The sequence below is a fragment of the Parazoarcus sp. PS-13 R2A genome (assembly GCF_057621855.1).
Window position 1 is genome coordinate 52214 of the sequence record NZ_JBYEXN010000003.1, and the last position, 21096, is coordinate 73309.

Here is a 21096-nt window from a genome sequence, read left to right on the forward strand (position 1 = left end):
CGTGCGGCTGGACGCACGCAGCACGCTGGCCTGCTATCTGCTGTTGCTTGTGGTGTATGTCGGCGGGGCCATGGTCCCGCTGATGAACAATGACTCGGCGCATCACGCCGGCATTGCGCTGCACATGCATGTATCGGGGGACTGGCTGCGCCTGATCACCCAGGGCCACGACTACCTCGACAAGCCGCACCTGCTGTTCTGGCTCGCGGCCCTGTCGTTCAAGGTCTTCGGCGTCAGCACCTTTGCCTACAAGCTGCCGTCGCTGCTGTTTTCGGTGCTGGCGGTGTATTCCACGGTACGTCTCGGACGTCTGCTGCACTCGGCCGAGGTCGGTCGGCTGGCGGGCCTGATTCTCGCCAGCGCAATCGCCTTCATCCTTGCCAACAACGACGTTCGCATGGACGCGCTGCTGACCGGGTCGATCATGTTCGCCATCTGGCAGCTGGCCGAGTTCGTTGCCGGCGGGCGCTGGCGCAGTCTGGTGCTGGCAGGGCTGGGACTCGCGCTCGGCTTTGCGACCAAGGGCATGATTGGGGTGGCAATGCCGGGCATCGCCGTCTTCCTGCACCTGCTCTACCGGCGTGACTGGGCGCGTCTGTTCGACCCGCGCTGGCTGGCCCTGCCGCTGATCGTGCTGGTGTTTGCGGCGCCGGTGCTGTTTGCCTACTACCAGCAGTTCGGTGCCGACGGGGTGCGCTTCATCCTGTGGTCGCAGAACTTCGAGCGGCTCGCGGGCGAGCGCTTCGGCAATGCCGGCGCCGAGGACCCGCTGTTCTTCGTTCATACCTTCCTGTGGGCCTTCCTGCCGTGGTCGTTTCTGACGCTTGTGGCCCTGTGGTCGCAGGGGCTGCGCGTGTTGCGCGGCAGACTGCGTCCTCAGCCCGGCGAGGAAATGCTCACCCTGGGAACGATCGTCGTGCTGTTCGCGATCATTTCCGCTTCGCAGTTCAAGCTGCCGCACTACCTCAACATCCTGCTGCCGCTGTTCTCCATCGTGCTCGCCACCTGGCTTGCGCCGCGGATCGAACGGCCTGCGACGCGCGGAGTGTGGGCGGTCCAGTTCCTTGCCATTCTGGTGCTTGCATTGCTCGCCGTGGCGATCAATGGCTGGGCGTTTCCGCCGCTTGGCTGGGGTGTGATGGCAGGCGCCGTGGCCTTGCTGGTGGCGGGGGTGGCGCTGAGTCTGAGTCGCTCCGGCGGCGCGCGCGTGGTGCTGGCGTCGGTGGCCGCTGGTGTGGTGTTCAATTTCCTGCTGGCGTGGAATTTCTACCCGCAGCTGTTGCGCTATCAGGCGGGTACCGTGCTGGGTGAAGCGGTCGAACGACTCGCGCTCGACCCCGCGTCGGTGTACTACCTCGAGGAGCAGGGGCGGGCGGGCAGTTTCGATTTCACCACCGCCCGGCTGACACCGACCCTGACGCTTGCACAGTTGCAGGCGATGAGCGCGCCGGTCGTGCTCTACACCTCGGCCTCCGGACGTGAGGCGGTAGAGGCGGCAGGCTTGCGTGCCGAAGTGCTGGCAAGCAATCCGGATTTCCGCGTGACCCGTCTGAATGCGCGTTTTCTCAATCCGGCAAAGCGTCCCGACACGCTGTCGGAGGTCTTCCTGCTCCGGGTGGTGGCGCAATGAGCGCAGGGCGCTGGCTGGGCTGCGGGCTGATCTGCTTGCTCACGGCCTGGGTGGCCTGGCCGGGTTTTTCCGGTACAGCCGCCCCAGGCTTCGTGCCGCCGTCCGTGCATGCCGGCGCTGAGGCCGAGCCCTATCTGCGCAGCGCGCTCGTGAATGCCGCAACGCCGCCCCGGGTGCATGCAGCGTCGATTGCGGCACTGCCCGACGGCCGCCTGTTCTCGGTGTGGTTCGGTGGCGAGCGCGAGGGCAGCACCGACGTCAAGATCTTTGCAGCCTACCGCGAGCCGGGCGCGCTGGCCTGGGGCGAACAGCACGCCATTGCCTCGCCGGAACAGACGACGGCCGATACCGGAATGCTGGTGCGCAAGATGGGCAATCCGGTGGCTTTTGTCACCCCGCGCGGCGAACTGTGGGTGACCTATGTCAGCGTGACCATGGGCGGGTGGGCGACCAGCCACATCAACCTGATGCGCTCGCCCGACCTTGGCCGCAGCTGGCTGCCGGCCACGCGCCTGGTGACCTCGCCCTTCATTAACCTGAGCACCCTGGTCAAAGGTGGGCCGGTGTTCTTCGACAACGGCGAGGTCGGCATGCCGGTTTATCACGAGCTTGCGGGCAAGTTCGCCGAGCTGCTGGTGCTCTCCGATACGGGCGAGATGCGGCGCAAGATCCGCATGGATCACGGTCACCGGACCTTGCAGCCGGTGGTGCTGGTCGAGGATGCGCAGCGCGCGATTGCGCTGATGCGCGATGGCGCCGAACACCCGCCGCGGGCGTGGCGCAGCGAGACCACGGACGGCGGGCGCAGCTGGAGTGCGCCGCAACTGACCGATCTGCCCAACCCCAACTCGGCGCTGGCTGCGCTGCGCCTGGACGACGGTCGCCTGATCGCGGTCGCGAACGATACCGAGGACGAACGCCTGCGTCTGTCACTGCTGGTGAGTGAGGACCGCGGCGCGCACTGGCGCGCCATCCACCGCTTCGAGGACCGTCAGGACTTTCTGGGGCAGGATCTCGCGCTCGATCAGTTCCGCCCCTTGCTTGCCGGTGATCTGGCTGCGCTCGGGCCCGGTCCCGCGCCGGCTGAAGTCGAGGCCAACGCCGAGCAGGCACTGTGCCGTCACGGCGACACGTGCAGCTGGCAGTACGACTATCCCTACCTGATCCGCACCGATGCCGGCGAGTTTCATCTCGTCTACACCTGGAACCGCAGCTTTGTGCGCCACCTGAGTTTCAACCGTGCCTGGCTGGAGAGCAAGCTGTGATCGCGCCCCTGATTGACACGCTGGGCTGGGCGCTCGCCCTCGCGCTGTGTGTGCCCGGTCTCGGCCGCAGCACGCCTCGCGCGCTGGGCGTGCTCGCAATCCTGGTGGGTGCGCTCAGTGTGCCGGCGGCGGGCGTGAGTCTGATTGCCGCCTTGCGCGGGCTGTTTGCGGGGCTGTCGCTGATGACTGTCGTGGTCCTGGCTGCGCTTTTCATCGCGCGCACCGGGCTGTGTGCACCGTTTCGCGATGGAGAGCGTCGCGCGCTTGCCGCGCTGGCTGCGCTCACCGGCGTGCTGTTCTACCCGGCGGCGCTTGGCCTGACCGTGATCGATCCCTATTTCTGGGGCTATGGCGCGCCCGCGCTGCCGCTGCTGGCCGGCGCGCTGGCCGCAGTTGCGTGGATGGCGCGGTTCCGGGTGATGGCCGTTGCACTGGTGCTGGCGCTCGTCGGCTGGCGCCTGCAGCTGCTGGCGTCGCCCAATCTGTGGGACTACCTGATCGATCCGCTGTTTGCGCTGGGCGCACTGCTCGCCTTGCCAGTGTGCGCGCTCAGTTCGCTGAAGCGCGCGAGGCGCAGGTCCGCGGCTGCCAGGTCTGCGGCGAACTCGTCTCCCGCAAGGTAAGTCAGCTCAGCCTCGCGCGGAGACGTGAGGCTGTCGCAGGCGAGCAGTGCGGCGTCGACGCGACCCGGGTGCACATGCACCAGCGGCCGCGTTCCAAGGACGCTGAGGAAGGCTTGCATGCGCTCGCGAAACGGACGTCCGGCAGCAAACTCGTGGAGCCCGGAGAAGCCCTCGTTCATCGGCAGCCCTGCTTCGCGGCCGAGCCGCTGCAGCCCACGCCCGAGCTGGCTGATGAACAGCGCCTTGGGCACCGAGACGCCACGCTGCACGCAGCGTGCGGCAGGCTCGACGCAGTCGCGCACCCACACCCGTCCGCCTGGATAACGTCGCCTTAGCTCATCCACCACCGCTTCGCGGACCGTGGGCAGCAGGTGTACATGCTGATGGCCGTCGATGTAATCGGGCGGCGCGCTCCACAGGTCTTCAAAGGCATCGAGCTGGGCGCGCAGTTCGTCGCGGACCGCCGCGGCGGGCAGGCCGCGGGCGAGGGCGCGTGGCAGCAGGCGCGACAGCGCCGGCTGGCGCCCGCCGTGGGTCAGGCCGCGTGCGAGGCTGAGCGGTACGTGGTCGGTCAGGGTCAGATGCAGTCCGACATCCGCCGGATGGCTTGCAACCGTCTCGCGCAGGATCGCTGCACCGCGTCGCCAGTCGCTACAGTTGCTCATGCAACTGGTGGCGGACAGTCGGCCAGCCGCAATCAGTTCGGCAATCGCGTCGCTGACGCCGGGCGCGAGCCCGAAGTCGTCGGCGCACAGCACAATCGGGCGCCGCAAAAAAATGTCAGGCATGGCAATCACTTGTAACAGGTGTTCGGTCAACGCGCGAGCCCGATGGCCCGTTTACCTGATGTTCCTCCGCGTGGAGGTTTTTCGTGCGAGTTTTCCATCGTGTCCCGTCCTGATCTCAATGAGCTTCTTGCCACCCCCGCTGTCGAGCCCGGGGTGAGTCGAGCGTCGCTCTCGGTGGTGGTTCCGCTCTACAACGAGAGCGGATCGCTGGCGGCGCTGCATGCACGGCTGTGCGAGGTGCTGGATGCCATGCCGCTCGCCAGCTACGAGCTGGTGTTTGTCGACGACGGCAGCCGCGACACCACCTTTGCCGAGGTGGCGGCACTCGGCGTTCGGGATCCGGCGGTGCGGGCCATCCGCTTCGCGCGCAACTTCGGCAAGGAGGCCGCGATGGCCGCCGGCTTGCGCGCTGCGGGCGGTGACGTGGTGGTGCTGATGGATGGCGACCTCCAGCATCCGCCCGAGCTGATCCCGCAGATGTTCGAGCGCTGGCGCGACGGTGCGCAGATGGTGACGGCGGTGCGTGGCTCGCGCGACACGGATCCGTGGTTGCGCCGGCAGTTGTCGCGGGGTTTCTACAATCTGTTCAGGCGCGTCTCCGAAGTGGCGCTGGCCGAAGGTGGCGGTGATTTCCGCCTCTTCGACCGTGCCGTGGTCGATGCCATCAACAGCCTGCCGGAGCGGACCCGCTTCATGAAGGGCATCACCAGCTGGGTGGGCTTTCGCCAGGTAACCGTGGATTTCGAGCCTGCCGAGCGGGTTGCGGGGGCGTCGGCGTGGCCCTTGATGCGCCTGCTGCGCTACGCAATCGACGGATTTTCCGCCTTCAGCACCTTGCCGCTGCGGGTGTGGTCGCTGATCGGGCTTGGCATGGCAGCGCTTTCGGGCAGCTACGGCCTGTGGCTGGTGTTGCGCACCGCGATCTGGGGCATCGACGTCCCAGGCTATGCCTCGATCATGGTTGCAGTCCTGTTCATGGGCGGCATCCAGCTCATCAGCCTGGGCGTGCTCGGTGAATACGTCGGGCGCATTTTTACCGAGGTCAAGGCCCGTCCGCTGTACCTGGTGTCGGAGCGCATCGGCTTCGAGGGGCAGACGCGTTGAACGGCGCAGGCGCAACAACAGTTGCCCGTCCGGGCGCGCGGGCCGCTGCCGGCTTGGCGCGCGCGCTGTCGACGCTCAACCTGGGTTGGGCGTTGCTTGCGCTTGTCGGCATCTTCATTGTGCTGAGCTTCAACCAGTACGGCATCAGCAACGACGAAGAGGTGCAGCACGTCTACGGACGTCTGCTGCTCGCATTCTACGGCTCGGGATTCACCGATCACGCCGCGTTCGAGTACAAGAACCTCTATCTCTATGGCGGCCTGTTCGACCTGATTGCGGCCGGGCTCGAACGCCTGCTGCCGTCCATCAATGTCTGGGACCTGCGTCATCTGCTGTCGGCCGTGTTCGGTCTGGGCGGGCTCGCCGGGACCTGGCTGCTGGCGCGCCGGCTTGCCGGAGGGCCGGCCGCGCTTGCCGCGCTGGTGGTGCTGGTGTTGACCGGCGCGTGGACCGGGGCGATGTTCACCCATACGAAGGATGTCCCGTTCGCGACCACGATGGTGTGGTCCCTGCTGTTCATCGTGCGCATCCTGCCCAGCTTGCCGCGCCCGGCGCGGGCTGACGTGATCGGGCTCGGGATTGCCATCGGCTGTGCCTTCGGCCTTCGGGTCGGGGCGGTGTTTGCGGTGTTCTATCTCGGCGTCGGCATGATGGTCGCAGCCTGGATCAGGGCTGACGAACTGGGCGCGCGCCTGCGCTTCTTCGGGCGTTCGCTGTGCGTCCTGTTGCCGGCCGCCGGCATTGCCTTTGTGCTCATGGGGGTGTTCTGGCCGTGGGCGATGATGTCTCCGGCCAACCTCGTGAAGGCGATGACCGCGTTCTCGCATTTTTCCTTCGAACTCGACACCATTCTTGGTGGCACGGTGATGAAGAACGGCGACGTTCCCGGGTATTACCTGTCCTGGTATCTGCTCGTACGCCTGCCCGAGCTCTTCCTGCTCGGTCTGGTGCTGGGGCTGCTTGCAGCCTTGCGTATGCTGCCGCTGCTGCGAAAGGCAGCTTTCCGCCGCCTGGCGCTGCCCTGGCTGCCGCTGATCCTCGCCGCTTGCGTTCCGCTCGGATACACCTTGCTGGCGGCGCCGCCGCTGTACAACGGCATCCGCCACTTTACCTTCCTGTTGCCGCCGCTGGCGGTGATTGCAGGTATCGGGCTGACGCAGGCATGGTTTCATGCCGCACGCTTCTCTCATGCCAGGCGCCTCGCGACGGCATGCTGTGCCGTACTCGCGCTCGGCCACGGCGCGGCGCTTGCGCATCTGCACCCTTACGAATACGTCGCCTACAACGGTTTCGCGGGGGGGCTGGCCGGCACCGTTGGCGAGTGGGAACAGGACTACTGGGGCGCGAGCCTGCGCGAGGCGGCGGATGATCTCAACGCCTATGTGGCGCACGAGGGCAGGCATGGCCGACAGTACACCGTGGCCGTGTGTGCGGAAGCGCTGCAGGCGCAGGCGTGGCTCGACCCCAGGTTTACGGTGACGAGCGACTGGACTGCAGCCGATTTCTTTCTGTCGCCAACACAGATGGGCTGCGATGGCGCGCTCAAGGGGCGTGTCATCGGGTCGGTGGTGCGCGAGGGCGTGCCGCTCGCGATCATCCGCGACCGCCGCCACCTGACGGGTGACGAGCGCATTCCCCAGTGATCGCGCGTGCCGAACTGATTCGCTTCGCACGTTTCGCTGCCGTGGGGCTGGTGGGAACCATCGCGCACTATGCCTTGCTGCTGGCGCTGGTCGAGATTGGCAGTGCACCGCCCCTCGCGGGTTCGGTCGCGGGCTTCCTGCTCGGGGCGATGGTCAATTACGCCATCAACCACCGCTTCGTATTCCGTTCCGGGCGCGCCCATGCGGAAGCCCTGCCGCGCTTCATGACTGTCGCCGGGGTCGGGCTGTGCTGGAACGCATTGCTGATGTACCTGCTGGTCGAACTGATCGGGCTGCACTATCTGCTGGCGCAGATCCTCACCACGGGTTTGCTGCTGGTGTGGCACTACGTTGGCAACGCGGTGTGGACTTTCCGCCGCGACAAGGCTGGCGGGGTCTAGCGCGGATCGTGCCGGTGCTTTAGGTGCCCCCGATGTGAACCGGGCCGCCCGGCTGCAGGGTGAACCGCAATTGTTTCTGCGGAGCGCCTGGCCCATGCTTGTCCCGTGCCAGCCTTCGCAAACATTCCGCCGACGCCCGTGTTGTCTCCCGTGCCGCGCCTGTCGAAGTGGTTCCATCGAGAGCCGAACCCGCTTCCGGTCTGTGTCTGACGCCTTGCGTGCTTCCCGCCGTTCCTGGAAATGTCGAACAGCCGGTGCAGACGAACGCGCACTTTTCAGAGGAGCTTCATGAAAGCTGCCCTTCCCGCCGACGAAGGCGAACGTCTTCGACTTCTGCATGCCCTCGACCTGCTGGACAGTCCGCCCGAGCCCGCTTTCGACCGGATCACCCGCTTGCTGGCCCGGGTGCTGGATGTCCCCATCGCACTGGTGTCGCTGGTCGACGAACAGCGACAGTGGTTCAAGTCCCGGGTCGGACTGGAGGTGAGTGAGACGCCACGTGAGTATGCATTCTGTGCGCACACGATTCTGAAGGCTTCGCCGCTCGTGGTCAGCGACGCCACACAGGATCCGCGCTTCTGCGACAATCCGCTGGTCACCGGCGAGCCGAACATCCGCTTCTATGCCGGCGTGCCGATCCGGTCGTCCGCGGGGCTTGCGCTTGGCACCCTGTGCGTCATCGATGACAAGCCGCGCACGCTCAGTCAGGAAGAACTCGATACCTTGTGTGACCTCGGCGACCTTGCCAGCAAGGAGGTCAAGCTGCGCGAAACACTGCTGCTCTCCAGTTCCCAGCTGGAGCGTTCGCGCGAGATTCTCGATGCCAGCGAAGTGCGCTACCGGAGCATGTTCGAACTCGCATCGGTCGGCATCGGCTTTCTGTCCCCCGAGGGCGGCTGGATCAGTGTCAATCAGTCGCTCTGCAACATCGTCGGCTACAGCGAGGAAGAACTGCACCGCCTGAGCTTTCAGGACATCACGCATCCGGACGACCTGGCAACGGATCTGTTGCAGTTGCAGCGCCTCGTTGATGGCGGGGTCGAGCACTATCAGACCGAAACGCGCTATGTCCGCAAGAACGGACGGCCCGTCTGGATCAGCCTCAACGTGACCAGCAAGACCGCAGAGAATGGCGAGCTGGAGTACTTTGTCGCGATCATCAAGGACATCCACGCCCGCAAGGAGGCGGAGGAGGCGCTTCATGCGATTCAGAACGAACTCGAAGACAGGGTGATCCTGCGCACGCGAGAGCTGCGCGAGGCCAACGCCCAGCTGCTTGGTGCCATCAAGCGCCAGCGCGAATCCGACCAGGCCCTGCGACGCCGCACTGCCGAGCTGAGCGCGGTGATCGAGCATGCGGACTATGCCTATGTTTCGATGGACGAGTCGGGGCTGGTGACCGCATGGAACCGCAAGGCGGAGGCGCTGTTTCAGTGGTCTGCCGCGGAGGCGATCGGGCAGCGTCTGGAAAGGCTGATCATCGCGCCCGAGGCGGCCCGAGCACACGTCGAGAGCGTGGAGAATTACCTGCAGACGGGCACGACTCACGTCCTCGATCAGGCGCGCGAGGTGACTGCGCTGCGCCGTGATGGCACCAGCATCATGGTCGAGGTCCGGATCAAGGCGCTGGACATCGGTGGAGGAAAAATCTTCAGCGCGTTCCTGAGTGATATCTCCGCACGCAAGGAACTCGAAGCGCTGCTCGAACGCGAAGTGCGACAGGACATGCTGACAGGCTTGCTGAATCGTCGCGCACTGACCGAGTTGCTGCCGCAGGCCATTGCACGGGCAGACCGCAGCAAGCAGCCGTTTGCCCTGCTGTTTGTAGACCTCGACGGCTTCAAGGCGGTGAATGACGACTTCGGACACGAGAGTGGCGACATGGTGCTGTGCGAAGTCGCGGACAGGCTGCGTGCATGCCTGCGCAAGATCGACAGCGCGGTGCGGCTGTCAGGAGACGAGTTCGTGGTAGTGGTTGAGGGCGTCAATGGTCTCGAAGACGGTCAGCGGGTGGCGACCAAACTGCTGGAGAGCATTGCGGAACCGATTGCGCTGCACCGGGTGTCGGTGAGCGTCGGAGCGAGCGCCGGAATTGCCCTTTATCAACCGGGTACGGGGATGTCGGGAGACGCGGTGCTGAACGAGGCGGACGCCCGCATGTATGAGGCCAAGCGCGCCGGCAAGGGGCGCATCGTCCCTGCCTGACGGGGCGGGCGAGGGGCCCGCACCCGGACTGTTTTGCCCGGGCACGGGAACGCGGATTCTGCTTAGACCGGCAGGTTGTCCAGCATTGCGTAGGTGTTGCGCAGCCAGGTCTTCACCCGCTGACGCTCAAGCATGCCGAGTGCGTCGCTGCCATTGCGCACGTTGATCGCCGCCCAGAAGCTGGCGTCCTTGCGGTCGATCTTGCGCATGCTGCCTTCGTGCAGTTCGGGCAGGCTTACCACCTGGGCACCCAGTGCCAGTGCGTCCTGGAGTTCCTGCGATGCGTCAAGTTGCGAGAAGTCGGTGCCGCGGCCGAGGTTTCTGACCACGAAGTAGTTGGGGCCGGCGCCGTAGGTCTCGATCAGCTTGCCCAGCAGTTCGACCGAATCCTTGCCCGCGTCGGCCAGGTGCCAGAAGTTGACCGCGATGCCCATTTCGCCGAGGAGCGGCAGCAGGTCGGAGTCCTTGATCCAGCGTGCGAGCGGCGCGGCCGTCTGCGCGGCCAAGTCCACGATCACGCTGCTGCCGGGTTCTTCGTCCGACGCGTCCTCGAAGCTGGCTGCGATCGTGTCGAGGCCTTCGTAGCTGTCCACGATCACTGGTGACGCGTAGTCGGCATAGAAGCGGGTGAAGGTGGTGTGCGAGCGATCGGTGTCGAAACCGGTGAAGGGGCGCTCGCGGTCGATGAAGTACTGGGCGAGGGCGCGGGCTGCGACCGATTTGCCGACGCCGCCTTTTTCGCCGCCGATGAAGTTGAGTGAGCGCATGTATTGTTCCTGTTGATAGAGAGAGGAAGACCGGAAAACGGATACTGAATTTCCGCACTGGTCAGTGTAGTGACCAATGATTGCCGTAATTCTAAGGCACATGTGACCCGGGTCGTCAGGCTTAGCAAGAAGCATGCTGCCATGGCAGGCGCCCCGAGCGCCGCCTCGCAGGGGGGATTGCCGCGCCGGAACCGCACCTGCGCGGGGGATGGGCGGTGCGTCGGGCGTGTTTTCCAGCGCGCAGGTGCACCGCTCTGGTGCGCTGGCGGCCCGCGCGCTGTTCAACGCGGTCCCGTTAGCAGGCCGGCGTTCTCCTCGCAAATTCGGGCGATCAGGTCGGCGACGGCTCTGACCCGCGGCGAGCGGCGGACGTCGGCGTGCAGCACCAGCCATATTTCGCGAGTTGGCACTGGAACCGCTGTCGGCACTCGCGCCAGGCTTGTGTCGCTTCCCGCCATGTAATGCGCCAGGCAGGCGATGCCCAGTCCTGCTCTCGCCGCGCCGAGCAGTGCAATCTGGTCGTTGCTGCGCAGCACGAAGCTGCGCTGGCCGGCGTACTGTTCCAGCCAGACCTGCTGCGGCTGGTGGCGCAGACTGTCGTCGAGGCCAATGAAGGTCCAGTCACCTTCGTCGTGCGTGCGCACGTAGTCCACATGCGTGTAAAGCCCGAAGCCAATCTTTCCCAGCGAGCGCACCACCAGCCCCGCATCCTGCGGCCGTCCAAGCCGGACGGCCAGGTCGGCTTCGCGCCGGGACAGGTTCGCTTCTCGCAGATCGCCCACCAATTCCAGCGTGATGCCGCTCCAGTCCGCGTGCCGGGCAGCGATGCGTGGCACCAGAAACACACTGGACAGACTGGGCGGAAGCGAAACACGTACCGTCCCGCTTAGGCTTCCGGTACCGATGGCCGCACGTTCGAACGCAAACGCCTCGTCCTCCATGCGTTCGGCCAGACCGACCAGGCCCTCACCTTCTGCGGTCAGTTGCCAGCCGCGCGGCAGGCGGTCGAAGAGGCGCAATCCGACGGCTTGTTCCAGGCTCTCGACCCGGCGTGCAACGGTGGAATGCTCGACCACAAGCTTGCGCGCAGCGCCGGACAGGCTGCCCTCGCGGGCGAGGGCAAGAAAGTAGCGAACATCTTCCCATTGCAGCTTGGCGTCGGTGGATTTACGCACAGAGGGTTTCCGTATTTAGCTAATTGTCGAGTGTTTTTTAGCGCTTTACCATCGTGCGCACAAGTTCTCTTCTACGGAGTGCGACCATGAATCCGAACACTTCTTCGCAGTCCCCGCTGATGGGCTGCCTTCTGATGCTGACAGCAGCGCTGAGCTGGGGCGGCATGTTTCCGGTGGCCAAGGCCACCCTGCAGGTTGTGGATCCCTATTTCCTGACCCTGATCCGCTACGGCGTCACGGCCCTGATCATGGTGGCGATCCTGTGGGCTGTCGAGGGACGTGCCGCACTGAGGGCCGAGGGGCGGGGGGCGGCCCTTTTCCTGTTCGGCTGTGCCGGTTTCTGCGGCTTCAGCCTCTTAGTGTTTACCGGCTTGCGCGCATCGACACCCGCACACGGCGCCATTCTGGTTGCGCTGATGCCCTTGCTGACGGCCGTGGTCACCGCCGTCATGTCGCGCACCATGCCCACGTGGCATACAGGGCTCAGCATCATGATTGCGTTCCTGGGCGTTGCCATGGTCGTGACCGATGGCCGTCCGCATGCACTGCTCGAGTCGAATTCGGTGGGGGCGGATGGACTGATCCTCGCCGGCGTGCTGTCGTGGGTGATCTACACACTCGGTGCGCGGCGCTTCGCCGGTTGGTCACCGCTGCGCTACAGCGTGCTGACGGTAAGCTTTGGCGTGGGCGGAATCGCGCTGAGTACGGTGGTCGCTGTGTTTGCCGGTGTCGCTCGGCTGCCGGCGGCATCTGAACTGACGGCCAGCCTTCCGAGCTTTGTCTACATAATCGTGCTGGCTTCGATCGTTGCGGTGATTGGCTGGAACGAAGGAGTGCGTCGCCTGGGACCGGTCAATGGCGTGCTCTTCATCAATTTCGTACCCATTACTGCTTTTGTCATACAGGCCGTCCAGGGCCAGCCGGTCAGTGTGTGGGAGGTCGGCGGCGGCGGGATGGTGATTCTTGCGCTGCTGCTGAACAATTTCATGCAGCGTCCGCGACGGCAGGAAGCGCCGGTTCCGACATGCTCGCAGCCTGCATGAAGGGGCCGTGTGATCCGTGCTGCAAGGCTTTCTCTGCAAATCGGGGGGCCGTGGTCTAGATTGTTATCGGCGCTGCCCAATAGCGGAGGGCGCAGGGCTTGTTTTCCGGGTAGCTGCCTATGCTGACTGTCGCGAACGATCTTGATTCTCCGACCGCAAGAGCGGGGGCGGACGCTGCTTCTCCGCCTTCGCCAGCTGCGGTGACCACCTTCTTCGTCGAGGTCGATGGCGGGCGCATCGCCTGCGATGACTCTGGCGGGGACGGCCCGCTGATCATCGCGATTCCGGGCATGGGCGATGTACGTGCCGAGTATCGCTACCTGAGCCCGTTACTGGTTGCGGCAGGCTATCGCGTCGTGACCATGGACATCCGCGGTCACGGGGACAGCTCGGTGCGCTTGGATGACTACTCGGCGCGGGCGGTTGGCAGCGATGCCCTGGCGGTGGCCCGGCACCTTGGACGCACGGAGGTGTTCCTGTTCGGCAACTCCTTTGCCGCCGGCTCCGCGCTGTGGGCCGCCCGCGAAGCGCCGGATAAGGTTCTCGGCGTGGTCTTGCTGGGCCCGATCGTGCGTGATGGCCCACCTTCAGTGGTGACCCGTCTGGCATTGGCGCTCGGGTTCGGGGGGCCATGGCGGGTCTGGTTCTGGCTCACCTACTGGAACAGCCTGTTTACGCTCGCAAAGCCGCCAGACCATGAGCGCTATCGTCGAGCGCTGGACAAGGCCTTGCGCGGGCCCGGGCGCATGGAGGCGCTGCGCATCATGGTCGGGCTGTCCAAGGCGGAGACGGCGTCGATTGTCGGCAGCGTCAAGGTGCCGGCGCTCGTGGTCATGGGGAGTCGCGATCCGGATTTTCGCGATGCCCGCGACGAGGCCGCCTGGCTTGCGGGGCAGCTCGGCTGCGCCAGCCTGATCATCGAGGGGGCCGGCCACTATCCGCATGTCGAGGCCCCCGGGCAGTTCGCTGCCGCCCTTGTCGACTTTCTCGGACGATTGCGCCCAGCGACATCCTGAGGCTGGTGCGCTGACGTTTGCGCACAGGGGGTGAAGCCCGGGAGTCATTTTTTGTTCATATGAACGTCAATGAAGCGCAACAGGGGGGCGCGATCATGTTCATATGAACAACGGGCAGATCATTCGCGCAGCAGCTGGCCAGACCACCGAGACGCTATCGGCGGAAGACCGCATGAGGGCGATCCTCGCGCGGGTCGGCGAGCATGGCTATCAGTCGATCGACGTACTCGCCGCGCTGTACGGCGTGACCACCCAGACCATCCGGCGCGACGTGAACACCCTGTGCGATCGCGGCTTGTGCCGGCGTCGTCATGGCGGCATCGATGTCCTGCCGGAAGATGAGAACGTGGCCTATCCGGCGCGGCAGATTCTCGACCGCGAAGCCAAGCGCCGGATTGCCCGCTGCGTTGCCGAAGCGATTCCGGAGGGGGCGACCCTGTTCTTCGGGATCGGTACCACGCCCGAAGAGTGCGCACATGCCCTCGTCGATCGCGCCGGTTTGCGCGTCATGACCAACAACCTGCATGTGGCGCTGGCCCTGCGCGGCAACCCTTCGTGCGAGCTGACCATCGCCGGCGGGCGGCTGCGCAAGCTCGATTGCGATGTCATCGCGGGAGAGGCCCACGGCTTCTTCTCACGCTTCTCGGTTGATATCGGCATCTATGGCGTCGGCGGCGTGGCCGATGACGGCAGCCTGCTCGATTTCAACCACGACGAAGTACGCATGCGCACCGAATTGTCCGCCCACTGCCGGCGACGTTTCCTCGTTCTCGATCACTCCAAGTTCGGCCGCGGCGCCATCGTGCGCGGCGGACATATCACCGAAGCCAGCTGTGTGTTCACCGATCAGCCGGTGCCGCCTCGCGTCGCCGCGATGCTCGACGACGCCGGCGTCGTGCTGATTGTTGCACCTCCATCCGTATCACCCACCCCCTGAAGGAAGATCCGACCATGAACTTTCCGAAAATGCGACGTTTCGTCGCCGGCATCGCGCTGGCCGTGACCGCCGTCGGCACCATCGCCTCTGCGCATGCCGAAGGCAGCGCGATCTGCTACAACTGCCCGCCCGAATGGGCCGACTGGGGCTCGCAACTCAAGGCCATCAAGGCGCGTCTTGGCATCCAGGTGCCGCCGGACAACAAGAACTCCGGGCAGTCGATCGCGGCGCTGATCGCCGAAAAGGCCAATCCGGTGGCTGACGTCGTCTATCTCGGCGGCATCGCTGCCGACCCGGCGCGCGACGCCGGCGTGCTGACGCCCTACCAGCCCAAGGGCTGGGAGAAGATTCCTGACGGGCTGAAAGACCCGAACGGCCACTGGTTCGCCATCCACTCCGGCACCCTGGGCCTGTTCGTCAATACCGCCGCACTCGGCGGCAAGCCGGTGCCGCAGCGCTGGTCCGACCTGCTCAAGCCCGAATACAAGGGCATGGTCGGCTATCTCGACCCGACTTCGGCCGCCGTCGGCCAGCTCGGCGTGATGGCGATCAACCTCGCGCTCGGCGGCAGCTACGACAACATCGACCCGGCGATTGCCTTCCTCAATCAGCTGTCGAAGAACCAGCCGATTGTGCCCAAGCAGACCTCCTACGCCCGCGTCATTTCCGGCGAGATCCCGATCCTGATCGACTACGACTTCAACGCCTATCGCGGTCAGTATGGCGACAAGGCGCCGACCCGCTTCGTCATTCCGCAGGAAGGCACCGTGGTGCTGCCCTACGTGATGGGTCTGGTGAAGGGCGGGCCGCAAGCCGACAACGGCCGCAAGATCCTCGACTTCGTGCTGTCGGATGAAAGCCAGACCATGTGGGGCAATGCCTATCTGCGCCCGGTGTTTGCCGAGCATCTGTCGGCCGAGGCCAAGGCCCGCTTCCTGCCCGACGCCGACTACGCGCGCGCAAAACCGGTCGACCTGAAAAAGCTCGCCGCCGCGCAGCCGATGATCGTCGAACGCTACCGCAACGAAGTGAAGTAACTCGCGCAACTTCGGGATGCACGGGTCGGCCCGCCCGATCCGTGCATTTCCGGACGCGACTCCCGGACATGATCTTTCTACTCCTGCCTGCGGCCGCCTTCTTCGGGGCCTTCTTCATTCTGCCGATGTGCCGGCTGTTTCTCGTCGGCGGCAGCGGTGCGCGCGGCTGGTCGGCCTACACCGCCATCCTCACCGATCCGATCTATTTCAACTCGCTGCTGGCCACGCTTGGCGTCGCCGCCGCCACCACCGTGACCACCCTGCTGATCAGCGCCATCGCCGGCGTGTTTCTGCAGCGCCACCGCTTTCCCGGCAATGCGCTGCTGGTGTCGATGCTCACTTTGCCGCTGGCCTTTCCGGGTGTCGTGATCGGCTTCATGGTGATCATGCTCGCGGGGCGTCAGGGCCTGATCGGCACGATTACCCAGGCGCTGAGCGGCGACAAATGGGTATTTGCCTATTCGCTTGCTGGCCTGTTCATGGGCTATGTCTATTTCTCCGTGCCACGCACCATCCTCACCGTGATGAGTGCGACCGAGAAGCTCGATCCCCGGCTCGAAGAGGCGGCGCGCTCGCTTGGCGCGTCCACCTGGCGGGTGGTGTTCGACGTGATTCTGCCCGGCCTCAAGCCGGCCTTCATTTCCGCCGGCGCGATCTGCTTCGCGACCGCGGTCGGCGCCTTCGGCACCGCATTCACGCTGGCGGCGCGCATCAACGTGCTGCCGATGGTCATCTATACCGAGTTCACCCTGTCGGCCAACATCGCCATGGCGGCGGCCCTGAGCTTCGTGCTCGGCGCGGTGACCTGGCTGGTGCTCGCACTGGCGCGGACGGCTGCGGGCTCCACCGTCGCGGCCGCAGGATGAGGGGGCAACAATGAAAAGCCACAAGATGCTCTTCGGCCTGCAACTGGCGTTTACGCTGGCGGTGTGCGCCTTCCTGATCGTGCCGGTCGTGCTGTCGATTCTGGCCGGGCTCACGTCCAACTACTTTGTCGGCCTCGAAAGCGGGCTGACCCTGCGCTGGGTGTTCGAGGTGTGGGATGGCTACCGCGACACGATCCTCCGCTCGATCGGCATCGCGCTCGCCTGCCTGCTCGTCACCCTGGTGCTCGGCGTGCCCACCGCCTATGTGCTGACGCGCTCGGGCTCGCGCCTGAGCCGGCTGGTGGAGGAGCTGCTGATGCTGCCGATCGCGGTGCCAGGCCTCGCCACCGCACTTGCACTGATTTCGGCTTACGGCGGGATGGGCGGCTTTCGCACCTCATGGACCTTCATCCTGGTCGGACACGTGCTGTTCACCCTGCCCTTCATGGTGCGCTCGGTGCTGGCGGTGCTGGCCTCGATCGACCTCAAAACGCTGGAGGAGGGCGCGGCTTCGCTCGGCGCGAGCTTTCGCCAGCGCTTCTTCGACATCGTGCTGCCGAACTGCCGCAACGGCATTCTTGCCGGTTCGCTGATGGTGGTGACGCTTTCCATCGGCGAGTTCAACCTGACCTGGCTGCTGCACACCCCATTGACCAAGACCCTGCCGGTTGGCCTGGCGGACGCCTATGCGTCGCTGCGGCTCGAGATCGGCAGCGCCTACACCCTGATCTTCCTGCTGATGATCGTGCCGCTGCTGCTGGCCATGCAGGCCTTTGCCCGTCCGCGGCCCAGGCGTTTCATCAGCGACGATCCTGTTCCGGAGTCGAAATGACAACCCCCGCATCCCAGAAACCGCTGTCGATCAGCCTGCAGTCCTGCGCCAAGACCTTTGCCGACGGCACCCGTGTGCTGGAGCCGCTTGATCTCGACATCCGTGCGGGCGAAACCCTCGTGCTGCTCGGGCCCTCCGGCTGCGGCAAGACCACCACGCTGCGCCTCATCGCCGGGCTCGAACAGCCGGACGCCGGTGGCAGGGTGTTGTTTGACGGCGTGGATGTCACCACGCAAAGCATCGAATCGCGCAACGTCGGCATGGTGTTCCAGTCGTACGCGCTCTTCCCCAACATGACGGTGGCCGAGAACGTCGGCTACGGATTGCGCATCCGCAAACGGCCCCAGGCCGAGCAGCGCACGCGGGTTGCCGAAATGCTGGCAATGATGCGCATCGAGGCGCTGGCCGACCGCAGCATCGACCAGCTCTCCGGTGGGCAGCGGCAGCGGGTGGCGCTGGCGCGCGCACTCGCGGTACAGCCCCGCGCGCTGTTGCTCGACGAGCCGCTGACCGCGCTCGACGCCCAGCTGCGGGACGCACTGCGGGTCGAGATCAACCAGCTGCTGCGCGAACTCGGCATCACCGCGATCTACGTCACCCACGACCAGGCCGAGGCGATGGCGCTCGGCGACCGCATTATTGTCATGTCGCATGGCCGCGTGGCCCAGACCGGCACGCCGCGCGAGATCTATCACCAGCCGGCGTCGCCCTTCGTCGCAGGCTTCATCGGCACGATGAACCGGCTCAGTGGCGAAATGGGGCCGAACGGTTTCAGCTGTGCCGCGGGCATCGTGCCCTGGCAGGGCGGGCACAGTGCGGCCAGCGAGATTCTTTTCCGGCCCGAGGATGTGCGCATCGCAGGCGCGGGAGAGCACGCCGACCTCGTCGGCACGGTTGCTGCCGCCTTCTTCCTGGGCGACCGCACCCGGCTGTTCGTCGACGTTGGCGACCGGCAGCCGCTGGTGGTGGAGAGCATGGCGCGCTGCACGCTGCAGCTTGGAGAGGCGGTCCGCATGCGGGTGGATCCTCAGGGCGTGATCGATCTTTCATCCCCCCGCGCCAGTCACTGAAGGAGTGCGACCATGCTGATTGCGCAGATCACCGATACCCACATCAAGCTGCCTGGCAAGCTCGCCTACCAGCGCGTTGATACCGCGGCCATGCTGCAGCGTTGCGTGGCCGAGGTGCTGAAGCTCGACCCGCAGCCGGACCTGATCGTGATGAGTGGCGATCTCGTCGATCTCGGGCGGGCGGAGGAGTACGCCTGGCTCAAGACCCTGCTCGCCCCCCTGAAACAGCCGATCGTGGTCGTGCCCGGCAACCACGACGAGCGCGAGGCCCTGCGTGCGGCCTTTGCCGACGATGGCTATCTGCCGTCCTCCGGCTTTCTGCAGTTCGCGATCGAGGATCGCTTCCCCCTGCGCATCGTCGGCCTCGACACCCTGGTGCCGAACGCCGGGCGGGGCGAGCTGTGCCGCGAGCGCCTCGAATGGCTGGATGCGACGCTGAGTCAGGCTGCCGACAAACCGACGCTGGTGGTCATGCACCATCCGCCGTTCGTCACCGGTATCGGCCACATGGACGACATCGGGCTCACCGGGCGCGAGGCCTTTGCCGAAATCGTCTCGCGTCATCCGCAGATCGAGCTTATTCTGTGCGGCCATTTGCACCGCAACATCCAGACTACCGTGGGCGGGCGTCGGGTGTTGACCAGCCCGAGTCCGGCACATCAGGTGGCGCTCGACATTCGCCCCGGCGCGCCGAGCTGTTTCCGCATGGAGCCACCGGGTTTCATGCTGCACTGGTGGGCCGACGGCCGCATCGTCAGCCACGGCGCGGTGGTCGGCGACTATGACGGTCCTTATCCATTTTTCGATGCGGACGGACAGCTCATCGACTGAGCCGGTCCGACCCAAACCTTTAATACACGATCAAACCCAATGTCTCTTGCGCTCTTCGATCTCGATCACACCCTGCTCGACGGTGACAGCAACACCCTGTGGCTCGAATACCTGGTCGAACATGGCCATGTGCCCGCCACCGTGCTGACGGCCCAGGCCGACTACATGGCGCGCTACGCGGCGGAACAGCTCGACATCAGCGACTACTACGGCTTTCACCTGGGCCTGCTGGGGGCGCGGCCGCTGAGTGACTGGCTGCCCGTGCGCAAGGCCTTCGTTGCATCCTGCATTGCGCCGCGCATCAGTGTGGAGGCGCTGGTTGCGCTGGCCGAACATCGCGCTCAGGGCGACACGCTGGCGATCATCACCGCGACTCACAGCTTTCTGTCCGATGCGATCGGTGAGCTGCTCGATGTGCCTGTCATCGCGTCGCGGGCCGAGGTGCGCAAGGGCGCGCTGACCGGACGCATCGAGGGGCCGATCTGCTTTCGCGAGCAGAAGCAGCCGTGCCTGATTGCATGGCTGCGGGCTCGGGGCATGGATGAGGGCGCACTCAAGAAGTGCCGGTTCTACAGCGACTCGGCAAACGATCTGCCCCTGCTCGAAGCGGTCAGTCATCCGGTCGTGGTCAATGCCGACGAGCGTCTCGCTGCCGTGGCCAAAGCGCGCAAGTGGCCGGCATTGAGCTGGCGCTGCGCCTGATCATGCGCGGTGTCGGGCGCGGGGGCGTTGAGCCCTGGTGCGCCCGACTGCGCAGGCTCAGGCCTTGAAGCGGGCCGTGACGTCGGTGACGCGCTTGCCGAACTGGCGCGCGGTTTCCAGGTCGCCCGGCAGCATTTCGTCCGGGCTGCTGTCGGACGGCGACTGCGCCATCGCGCCGCTGAACGAGCCGACGTAGTTCAGGTCGTTGCGCTGAGCGGCCTTGGTGTTGCTCGGCATCATGCCCGTGCCCACCCAGATCCCGCTGTGCTGCATCGCCAGCGTAAACAGGTAGTGCAGCGTGGACAGCTTGTCGCCGTTCATCGTGGCGCTGTTGGTGAAGCCGGCGAAGACCTTGTCCTTCCACTGCTGGCCGAACCAGGCCTTGGAGGAGGCATCTGCAAACTTCTTGAACTGCCAGCTCACGGTGCCCATGTAGGTCGGGCTGCCCATGATGATGGCGTCCGCAGCGGCAAGCAGCTCCCAGCTGCCCTCGGGCAGGTTGCCTTCGGCATCGATCGGGATGAGCCGGGCGTCAGCGCCTGCGGCAACGGCTTCCGCCATGCGTTGGGTGTGACCGTAACCGGAGTGATAAACCACGACGACTTTGCTCATTTCTTGCTCCTTGCTTCAGTTTGAGGGGGGGACTGCATTCCTTGGCCACCGCATGCAGGGGGCAGGCGGTGGCCGGCGTACATCGGAAAGGGATCAGGCGGCGGCGCGACGGGCGTCAATACTCCAGGCGCCGGCACCGAGGGCGGCCAGGGTGAAGAGGCCGCCTGCGACGGCGACGTTCTTGAAGAACAGCAGCTGCTGAACGAACTGCTGCTCGGCCGCAACGCCCCAGTAGTTGTGGAAGAAGAACGATGCGACCAGCGTGAACACGCCCAGTGCGAGTGCTGCCAGACGGGTGCCAAAGCCGGCGATGAGCGCCAGGCCGCCGACGATCTCGACGACGAGCGCAAGTGCCGCAGCAAGTTCGGGCAGCGGGAGTCCGACCGACGAGATGTAGCCGACGGTGCCGGAGAAGCCGGTCAGCTTGCCGATCCCCGCCGGAAGAAAGAGTGCGGCGAGCAGCAGGCGGCCAACGAGGCTGAGGGGGTTCTGAAGGGCGTTGAACATGGCGATTCCTTTAGTGGGTTCTGTCTTGGGTTGGGGGCAGAT

At 65.5% G+C, this 21096-nt stretch carries 20 protein-coding genes; 15 read left to right on the forward strand and 5 right to left on the reverse strand.

Annotation, left to right across the window (positions count from 1 at the left end; translation table 11 throughout):
• Nucleotide 1 precedes the first annotated feature (1 nt).
• Both AC22G6_RS04075 and AC22G6_RS04080 read left to right on the forward strand, forming a co-directional pair.
• Nucleotides 2-1630 (forward strand): ArnT family glycosyltransferase, encoded by a 1629-nt coding sequence (locus AC22G6_RS04075; RefSeq protein WP_487365712.1) that lies wholly within the window; start codon nt 2-4, stop codon nt 1628-1630.
• Entirely contained in the window at nt 1627-2895 is a 1269-nt protein-coding gene (locus tag AC22G6_RS04080; RefSeq protein ID WP_487365713.1) for a sialidase family protein, read from the forward strand. The genes AC22G6_RS04075 and AC22G6_RS04080 overlap by 4 nt, the downstream gene beginning before the upstream one ends.
• 490 nt (nt 2896-3385) lie before the next feature.
• Here AC22G6_RS04080 and AC22G6_RS04085 read toward each other — a convergent pair whose 3' ends face one another.
• Nucleotides 3386-4306 carry a ChbG/HpnK family deacetylase gene (locus AC22G6_RS04085; protein WP_487365714.1) on the reverse strand — a complete coding sequence of 307 codons (921 nt, stop codon included), beginning with the start codon at nt 4304-4306 and terminating at the stop codon, nt 3386-3388.
• A gap of 99 nt (nt 4307-4405) precedes the next feature.
• On the opposite strand from AC22G6_RS04085, the gene AC22G6_RS04090 reads away from it, so the two are divergent.
• The 4 genes from AC22G6_RS04090 to AC22G6_RS04105 all read left to right on the forward strand — a co-directional run bounded on the left by AC22G6_RS04090 (nt 4406) and on the right by AC22G6_RS04105 (nt 9659).
• Nucleotides 4406-5410 carry a glycosyltransferase family 2 protein gene (locus AC22G6_RS04090; protein ID WP_487365715.1) on the forward strand — a complete coding sequence of 335 codons (1005 nt, stop codon included), beginning with the start codon at nt 4406-4408 and terminating at the stop codon, nt 5408-5410.
• Nucleotides 5407-7053, forward strand: a complete 1647-nt coding sequence (locus tag AC22G6_RS04095) for a hypothetical protein (RefSeq protein WP_487365716.1) — start codon at nt 5407-5409, stop codon at nt 7051-7053. The genes AC22G6_RS04090 and AC22G6_RS04095 overlap by 4 nt, the downstream gene beginning before the upstream one ends.
• The gene (locus AC22G6_RS04100; protein ID WP_487365717.1) at nt 7050-7454 is read left to right on the forward strand and encodes a GtrA family protein; all 405 of its coding nucleotides are present in this window, start codon (nt 7050-7052) and stop codon (nt 7452-7454) included. The genes AC22G6_RS04095 and AC22G6_RS04100 overlap by 4 nt, the downstream gene beginning before the upstream one ends.
• A 288-nt stretch (nt 7455-7742) precedes the next feature.
• On the forward strand, nt 7743-9659 hold the full coding sequence (locus tag AC22G6_RS04105) for a PAS domain S-box protein (protein WP_487365718.1): 1917 nt from the start codon (nt 7743-7745) through the stop codon (nt 9657-9659).
• Between the two features lie 62 nt (nt 9660-9721).
• On the opposite strand, the gene AC22G6_RS04110 is transcribed toward AC22G6_RS04105, so the two are convergent.
• Complete coding sequence (locus tag AC22G6_RS04110; protein ID WP_487365719.1) at nt 9722-10426, reverse strand: P-loop NTPase family protein; 705 nt, start codon at nt 10424-10426, stop codon at nt 9722-9724.
• 281 nt (nt 10427-10707) lie between these two features.
• Complete coding sequence (locus tag AC22G6_RS04115; protein ID WP_487365720.1) at nt 10708-11601, reverse strand: LysR family transcriptional regulator; 894 nt, start codon at nt 11599-11601, stop codon at nt 10708-10710.
• Between the two features lie 86 nt (nt 11602-11687).
• On the opposite strand from AC22G6_RS04115, the gene AC22G6_RS04120 reads away from it, so the two are divergent.
• From AC22G6_RS04120 to AC22G6_RS04160, 9 genes are all read left to right on the forward strand, one after another.
• A complete protein-coding gene (locus AC22G6_RS04120; protein WP_487365721.1) occupies nt 11688-12644 on the forward strand; it encodes a DMT family transporter in 957 nt (318 codons plus the stop codon).
• 119 nt (nt 12645-12763) lie between these two features.
• Nucleotides 12764-13660: an alpha/beta fold hydrolase gene (locus tag AC22G6_RS04125; RefSeq protein ID WP_487365722.1), complete on the forward strand. Its 897-nt coding sequence runs from the start codon at nt 12764-12766 to the stop codon at nt 13658-13660.
• A 103-nt stretch (nt 13661-13763) separates the two neighbouring features.
• Nucleotides 13764-14597 (forward strand): DeoR/GlpR family DNA-binding transcription regulator, encoded by an 834-nt coding sequence (locus AC22G6_RS04130; RefSeq protein WP_487365723.1) that lies wholly within the window; start codon nt 13764-13766, stop codon nt 14595-14597.
• A 14-nt stretch (nt 14598-14611) separates the two neighbouring features.
• Nucleotides 14612-15634 carry an extracellular solute-binding protein gene (locus tag AC22G6_RS04135; protein ID WP_487365724.1) on the forward strand — a complete coding sequence of 341 codons (1023 nt, stop codon included), beginning with the start codon at nt 14612-14614 and terminating at the stop codon, nt 15632-15634.
• Between the two features lie 68 nt (nt 15635-15702).
• Nucleotides 15703-16500 carry an ABC transporter permease gene (locus AC22G6_RS04140; RefSeq protein ID WP_487365725.1) on the forward strand — a complete coding sequence of 266 codons (798 nt, stop codon included), beginning with the start codon at nt 15703-15705 and terminating at the stop codon, nt 16498-16500.
• A 10-nt stretch (nt 16501-16510) separates the two neighbouring features.
• Nucleotides 16511-17332: an ABC transporter permease gene (locus AC22G6_RS04145; protein ID WP_487365726.1), complete on the forward strand. Its 822-nt coding sequence runs from the start codon at nt 16511-16513 to the stop codon at nt 17330-17332.
• On the forward strand, nt 17329-18402 hold the full coding sequence (locus AC22G6_RS04150) for an ABC transporter ATP-binding protein (protein WP_487365727.1): 1074 nt from the start codon (nt 17329-17331) through the stop codon (nt 18400-18402). The genes AC22G6_RS04145 and AC22G6_RS04150 overlap by 4 nt, the downstream gene beginning before the upstream one ends.
• A gap of 12 nt (nt 18403-18414) precedes the next feature.
• Entirely contained in the window at nt 18415-19233 is an 819-nt protein-coding gene (locus AC22G6_RS04155) for a phosphodiesterase (protein ID WP_487365728.1), read from the forward strand.
• A gap of 39 nt (nt 19234-19272) precedes the next feature.
• A complete protein-coding gene (locus AC22G6_RS04160) occupies nt 19273-19935 on the forward strand; it encodes an HAD family hydrolase (protein WP_487365729.1) in 663 nt (220 codons plus the stop codon).
• Between the two features lie 57 nt (nt 19936-19992).
• On the opposite strand, the gene AC22G6_RS04165 is transcribed toward AC22G6_RS04160, so the two are convergent.
• On the reverse strand, nt 19993-20547 hold the full coding sequence (locus tag AC22G6_RS04165) for a flavodoxin family protein (protein WP_487365730.1): 555 nt from the start codon (nt 20545-20547) through the stop codon (nt 19993-19995).
• A gap of 93 nt (nt 20548-20640) precedes the next feature.
• Entirely contained in the window at nt 20641-21054 is a 414-nt protein-coding gene (locus tag AC22G6_RS04170) for a DoxX family protein (RefSeq protein ID WP_487365731.1), read from the reverse strand.
• Nucleotides 21055-21096 lie beyond the last annotated feature (42 nt).